This is a genomic window from Gillisella terrae (assembly GCF_004801395.1).
Taxonomy (GTDB): domain Bacteria; phylum Pseudomonadota; class Alphaproteobacteria; order Rhizobiales; family Rhizobiaceae; genus Allorhizobium; species Allorhizobium terrae.
In genome coordinates, this window is sequence record NZ_SSOA01000007.1 from 195,982 (window position 1) to 202,024 (window position 6,043).

Consider the following 6,043-nt stretch of genomic DNA (forward strand, 5'->3'; position numbering starts at 1 on the left):
AGACGACCATGTATAAAACCAAACTCTTCGACCATGTGATCCTGATCATCGGCGTGATCATCATGCTCGGTCCACTGGTGGTGGCCTTTACCACCTCATCGCACACGGCTGCCGAAATTCACCAGAAGGGTCTGATGCTCTCCATGGGCGGGCATCTGGAAGAGACCTATCACAAGGTGTTGTTTGCCCAGACCGGCTTTAACGGCAAGGTCACGGGCCTGAGCATGTTGATCAACTCGCTGATTCTGGGCCTCGGTTTTGCCATCGGCAAGATTGTGCTCTCCATGATGGCGGCCTACGCCATTGTCTATTTCCGATTTCGTTTTGCCACGCTGGCATTCTGGATCATCTTCACCACGCTGCTGTTGCCGCTGGAAGTGCGCATCATGCCATCCTACAAAGTGGCAAGTGACCTTGGCCTGTTGAACTCCTATACCGGCCTGATCCTGCCGCTTCTGGCCTCGGCCACCGGCACCTTCTTCTTCCGGCAGTTTTTCAAATCGGTGCCGGAGGAACTGTTGGAAGCCGCCCGCATTGATGGCGCCGGCCCATTCAAATTCCTGATCGACATTCTGGTGCCGCTGTCGCGCACCATGATTGCCGCGGTGTTTATCATCATGTTCGTTTATGGCTGGAACCAGTATCTCTGGCCGATGCTGATGACCACGGATGAGAATTTCTACACGCTGATGCGCGGTATCAAGCAGATCCTTCAGGTCTGGGTGGGCGCACAAATTCCCGATTATAACGAAGCCTTTGCCATGGCCGTGCTCGCTATGCTGCCGCCGATTGTCATCGTGGTGGTGTTCCAGAGCTGGTTCATCAAGGGCCTCACCGAAACCGACAAGTAAAGGACAGTCCAATGGCTTCCATCGATATCAATCAGGTCTCCAAGATCTATGACGGCGGTGTGCGTGCTGTGAACAGCGTGGACATCCAGATCAACGACGGCGAATTCATCGTGCTGGTTGGCCCCTCCGGCTGCGGAAAATCCACGCTTCTGCGCATGGTGGCCGGGCTGGAAAGCATCTCGGAAGGCGTGGTGCGCATTGCGGATCGTGTGGTCAATCAGGTCGAACCGGCAGACCGCGACATCGCCATGGTGTTTCAAAACTATGCGCTCTATCCACACATGACGGTGCGGCAAAATCTGGCCTATGGCCTGAAAAACCGCAAAACCCCGAAGGATGAGATCGACGCTCGCGTGGCAGAAGCGGCCCGCATGTTGCAACTGGAGCCCTATCTGGACCGCAAGCCGCGTGCGCTGTCTGGCGGTCAGCGCCAGCGCGTCGCCATGGGCCGCGCCATTGTGCGCAAACCTGCGGTGTTTTTGTTTGACGAGCCTTTGTCCAATCTCGATGCCAAATTGCGCGTGTCGATGCGGGTGGAAATTCGCAAACTACAACGTCGCCTTGGCACAACGTCCATTTACGTCACCCATGATCAGCTGGAAGCCATGACATTGGCAGACCGTCTGGTAGTGCTCAACGGTGGCCGCATAGAGCAGATCGGCACGCCGCTGGAGGTTTATAACAAGCCTGCCTCGACCTTTGTGGCCAGTTTCATCGGCTCACCAGCCATGAACTTGATCACGGCGCGGCTGGATGGCAATCGCCTGTCGCTTTGGCCCATCAGTTTCGTCTTCGATGGCGAGGCCTCCTATAGCGGCGAGGTGACTGTGGGGATTCGGGCCGAAGACCTCACCATTGCCGCCCCCGGCCAGCCCTATCTGCCGTTCAAGGTGGATTACGTTGAAGAACTCGGTGCGGTGCGCCTTGTGCATGGCTTCATCGGTGATCAGGCTCTGTGCGCCACTCTGCCGGTGGATGTTGAGCTGAGTGATGATCTGCGTCTGGGCATCCGCCCCGAACGTCTGCATTTCTTCGACAAAGAAGGCCGCCGCATTGACGTGCCCTTTCATGAGGCACGGATGGTGCTTGGGGCCGATTCTGAAACAGTCTCCGCTTAACTCGTAAAATGTGAGCGAGGTTGGTAATGAGATCTTGATCGTCTTCTGGTATATGCTCCGAATGACGGGGACTATCGGGGGCGATCATGCCAATCAGACTGCTCATTGGGCTTGCGGGCCTTGCCATGGCCGTGCCGCGCTTAAAGCGTGACACGGATGCACCATCCTTGGTGGCAGCCCATGCCGACGGGGTGGAGCTTTTGCCTGCGCCGATCAATCCGGATTGGGTGATTGACGGCAATCCACAGGCGCGGGTGGCCAATCACTCGCAAAGTGAGGATGAGGCTTCATCAACCGCTGTGTGGGATTGCACGGCGGGTTCCTTCCGCTGGTATTTCGGCTGGGATGAAACGGTGGTTATCCAGGAAGGCGAAGTGCATGTGACCGCCGAAGACGGCACGGAGCGGATTTTACGCACCGGCGATATTGCCTATTTCAAAGGCGGTACCTGGGCCACCTGGCGCATTGAGAGTTACGTGCGCAAGATTGCCTTTCTGCGCAAACCCTTTCCAGAGCCTTTGGCCACATTGTATCGTTTGCGCAATGCGCTGCGCGGTGCTTCTCGCAGCGGATTTTGACGACGTATAAATTACAGCCGGGACGTTGCGTTCAGCGCGCTGCCATCCTACATCTCGACCATAGTCAGCGAGAGATGAACCATGGCCAAGATTACCAATGTCGCCGTCCAGATGGACCACGTTTCCTCCATCAATATTGCAGGCGATTCGACATTCGCCATGAGCCTTGAGGCTCAGGCCCGCGGCTACAAACTCTTCCATTACACGCCAGACCGATTGAGCATGCGGGATGGTCGGGTTTTTGCAAGCGTTGAGCCGATGGAACTGCGCGACGAGAAAGGCAATCATTACACGCTGGGTCAGCCGGAGCGCGTGGATCTATCGACCATGGATGTCGTGCTTCTGCGTCAGGACCCGCCGTTTGACATGGCCTATATCACCGCCACCCATATTCTGGAGCGCATTCACCCCAAGACGCTGGTGGTCAATGATCCGGCCTGGGTGCGCAATTCGCCGGAGAAGATTTTCGTCACCGAATTCGCCGATCTGATGCCGCCCACGCTGATCACCCGTGATCCCACTGAGATTGCTGCATTCCGTGAGGAAATGGGCGATATTATCCTGAAGCCCCTCTACGGCAACGGCGGTGCTGGCGTGTTTCACTCCACCCGCGATGATCGCAATTTCTCATCTCTGATGGAAATGTTCGGTCAAATGTTCCGCGAACCCTTTATTGCTCAAGGCTATCTGCCGGCCGTGCGCAAAGGTGACAAGCGCATTATTCTGGTGGATGGCGAACCAGTGGGGGCCATCAACCGCGTGCCAGCTGAAAACGATGCGCGCTCCAATATGCATGCAGGCGGTAAGGCAGAGCCAACCGAGCTGACGGCCCGTGAGCGGGAAATTTGCGCCCGTATCGGCCCTGCCTTGCGCGAGCGCGGTTTCTTGCTGGTCGGCATTGATGTGATTGGCGATTACATGACCGAGATCAACGTAACCTCACCCACCGGTATTCGCGAAGTGAAGAAGTTTGGCGGTGCAGATATCGCAAGCCTTCTTTGGGATGCGATTGAGAAGAAGCGCGCCTGATATTGTCATTGATGTTGATGTGAACGCCCCCGTGGTTTCCATGGGGGCGTTTTGCGTTCAGGGCACGCCCGTCTGTTCTGTTTTGTTCCACCAATACAACCCTATGCAACCATTTCTCGCTCAAACCGGGTTTTTGTTCATTTATTGTTCTTGTTGTTTTGCCTTGTCTATGCAATTCTAGGGTTGCGGCTGGGTGTGCCATGGTTTTTCACCGAGGCAATTTTATTGATGATAATGGACTGATTTATCTCTTTTATTTCTGTTTTTTGATGGAAAATCAAAAAGAGGAGCAAGAGATACCACGGGGATTTTAAGGGGCAGGGGTTGAATATGGTTGCACGGGTTGGAACTGTTGCATTTCAGGGTATTGATGGCGTTCCTGTTGATGTTCAGGTCATGGTGGCACCGGGCAAGATCGGCATGCAGATTGTGGGTCTGCCTGATAAGGCGCTGGCCGAAAGCCGGGAGCGGGTGCAGGCTGCCCTGCATGCCTCCGGTCTCGCTTTGCCCCCCAAGAAAGTGACAGTCAATCTGGCACCTGCTGACCTTCCCAAAGAAGGCTCGCATTATGATCTGGCCATTGCGCTGGGCTTGATGGCGGCGCTGGAGGCCATTCCCGGCGATGTGCTTGGCCAATATCTGGTGATTGGCGAGCTTAATCTGGATGGGACGATTGCGCCAGTCACGGGTGCATTGCCTGCCGCCATGGCCGCCAACGCGCTCAACAAAGGCTTGATCTGCCCGGCCGACAGCGGGTCTGAGGCGGCATGGGCGGGCGCGGATATTGATATTCTTGCCCCGCGCAGCCTGATTGCGCTGGCCAACCACTTCAAGGGTACGCAGGTGCTGACACGGCCGCAACCGGCCAGCCGCGCCTTGGCTGGGAATCTGCCAGATCTTGCCGATATTCGCGGACAGGAAAGCGCCAAGCGCGCGCTGGAAGTGGCGGCGGCTGGCGGACATAACCTTTTGATGGTGGGACCGCCAGGCTCGGGAAAATCCATGCTGGCGGCCCGCTTACCATCAATTCTGCCCGCTCTATCCGCATCGGAATTGCTGGAAGTGTCGATGATCCATTCCATTGGCGGGCATCTGTCCGGCGGGCGACTGTCAGATCGCAGGCCATTTCGCACGCCGCACCATTCCGCCACCATGGCAGCTCTTGTTGGCGGTGGTCTCAAGGCAAAGCCCGGCGAGGCCTCGCTTGCCCATCATGGCGTGTTGTTTCTGGATGAGTTTCCGGAGTTTTCGCCTCAGGTGCTGGATGCCCTGCGCCAGCCGCTGGAAAGCGGAGAATGTATCATTGCGCGGGCCAATCATCGGGTGACATACCCGGCCAATTTCCAGCTGATTGCCGCCATGAACCCCTGCCGTTGTGGCATGGCCGGAGAGCCGGGCCATACCTGTGCGCGCGGCATTCGCTGTGTGACGGAGTATCAGGGGCGAATTTCCGGTCCGCTGATGGACCGAATTGATATTCGCATTGATGTGCCTGCCGTCTCGGCTGTGGACCTGATCAAGCCTATGGCCGCAGAAAAAAGCGCCGATGTCGCGCGTCGGGTGGCCAAGGCGCGCCAGCGGCAGATTGCCCGCTTTACGGAGGCCGGTGTCGCAGACGTCACGCTCAATGCGCGCTGTTCAACGGCATTGATTGAAAAGCTGGCAGCACCCGATGCGGCAGGCCTTCAGCTGCTGCGCGATGCGGCGGAAAAGTTCAAATTCTCGGCCCGCGCCTATCATCGTGTGTTGAAGGTGGCGCGCACCTTGGCCGATCTGGACGGGGCTGAAGCACTGGGCCGCCTCCATTTGGCCGAGGCCATCTCCTACCGTATTCCGGCGGAGCGTCTTTCTTCTGCCGCTTAGAGTTTGTCAGGGAAAAGTGGAATCCGGTTTTCCCGGAAAGACAAACGAAAGCAAAGAATATTAGAGTCTGTATGGTTCAATCTCATAGTACACGACACAAACGCCTTCATGTGCCGTTTACCCCCCTCTGGCTTGCCAGCCATCTCCCCTACAAGGAGGGAGATCGGATAGGCGCTCCCGCTTGTTTTTAACAATGAACCTGTGATTTCCGACACATACAGCGTCCTTTGTGTGTTTTATAAAACGCACAAAGGACGCTGTAGCGCTTTAAATATGCTGCATAATTTTTACCTTAAATCGATTAGGATTTAAGGAATTATGCAGTAGGACGTATGCTGTTGAGCAATAGGGTTGCTTTTTGTCGATCTCCCTCCTTGTGGCAGGCGAATCGCATATGGAACTGCATGTTTGGCGCGATATTGTTGTTGCCAGCAGCCCACTTTTGGATTCTTGAGATGATCCACCCGTTATGGAGAGGATCACGGATTGGAACGGTTTATCGAGTGTTTTGGGGATATAGAGGATCCACGGGCAGCGAATGCGCGGCATGACCTCTATGAGCTTCTGTTCATTGCACTTCTGGCAAGTCTCTGTGGTGCGCAGA

Annotated in this window: 6 protein-coding genes; all 6 read left to right on the plus strand. The window is 56.0% G+C overall.

Annotation, left to right across the window (positions count from 1 at the left end; genetic code table 11):
• Positions 1 to 8: 8 nt before the first annotated feature.
• Positions 9 to 851 (plus strand): sn-glycerol-3-phosphate ABC transporter permease UgpE, encoded by an 843-nt coding sequence (ugpE, locus tag E6C51_RS14355; RefSeq protein WP_146932291.1) that lies wholly within the window; start codon positions 9 to 11, stop codon positions 849 to 851.
• Between the two features lie 11 nt (positions 852 to 862).
• Positions 863 to 1,969 (plus strand): sn-glycerol-3-phosphate import ATP-binding protein UgpC, encoded by a 1,107-nt coding sequence (locus E6C51_RS14360; RefSeq protein ID WP_146932289.1) that lies wholly within the window; start codon positions 863 to 865, stop codon positions 1,967 to 1,969.
• Positions 1,970 to 2,055: 86 nt separating this feature from the next.
• Positions 2,056 to 2,547, plus strand: a complete 492-nt coding sequence (locus E6C51_RS14365; RefSeq protein WP_146932287.1) for a cupin domain-containing protein — start codon at positions 2,056 to 2,058, stop codon at positions 2,545 to 2,547.
• 81 nt (positions 2,548 to 2,628) lie between these two features.
• Positions 2,629 to 3,576: a glutathione synthase gene (gshB, locus tag E6C51_RS14370; protein WP_146932285.1), complete on the plus strand. Its 948-nt coding sequence runs from the start codon at positions 2,629 to 2,631 to the stop codon at positions 3,574 to 3,576.
• A 330-nt stretch (positions 3,577 to 3,906) separates the two neighbouring features.
• Positions 3,907 to 5,439 (plus strand): YifB family Mg chelatase-like AAA ATPase, encoded by a 1,533-nt coding sequence (locus tag E6C51_RS14375; protein ID WP_146932282.1) that lies wholly within the window; start codon positions 3,907 to 3,909, stop codon positions 5,437 to 5,439.
• Between the two features lie 486 nt (positions 5,440 to 5,925).
• A partial coding sequence (locus tag E6C51_RS14380) for a transposase family protein (RefSeq protein WP_190236447.1) occupies positions 5,926 to 6,043 on the plus strand: 118 nt, incomplete at its 3' end.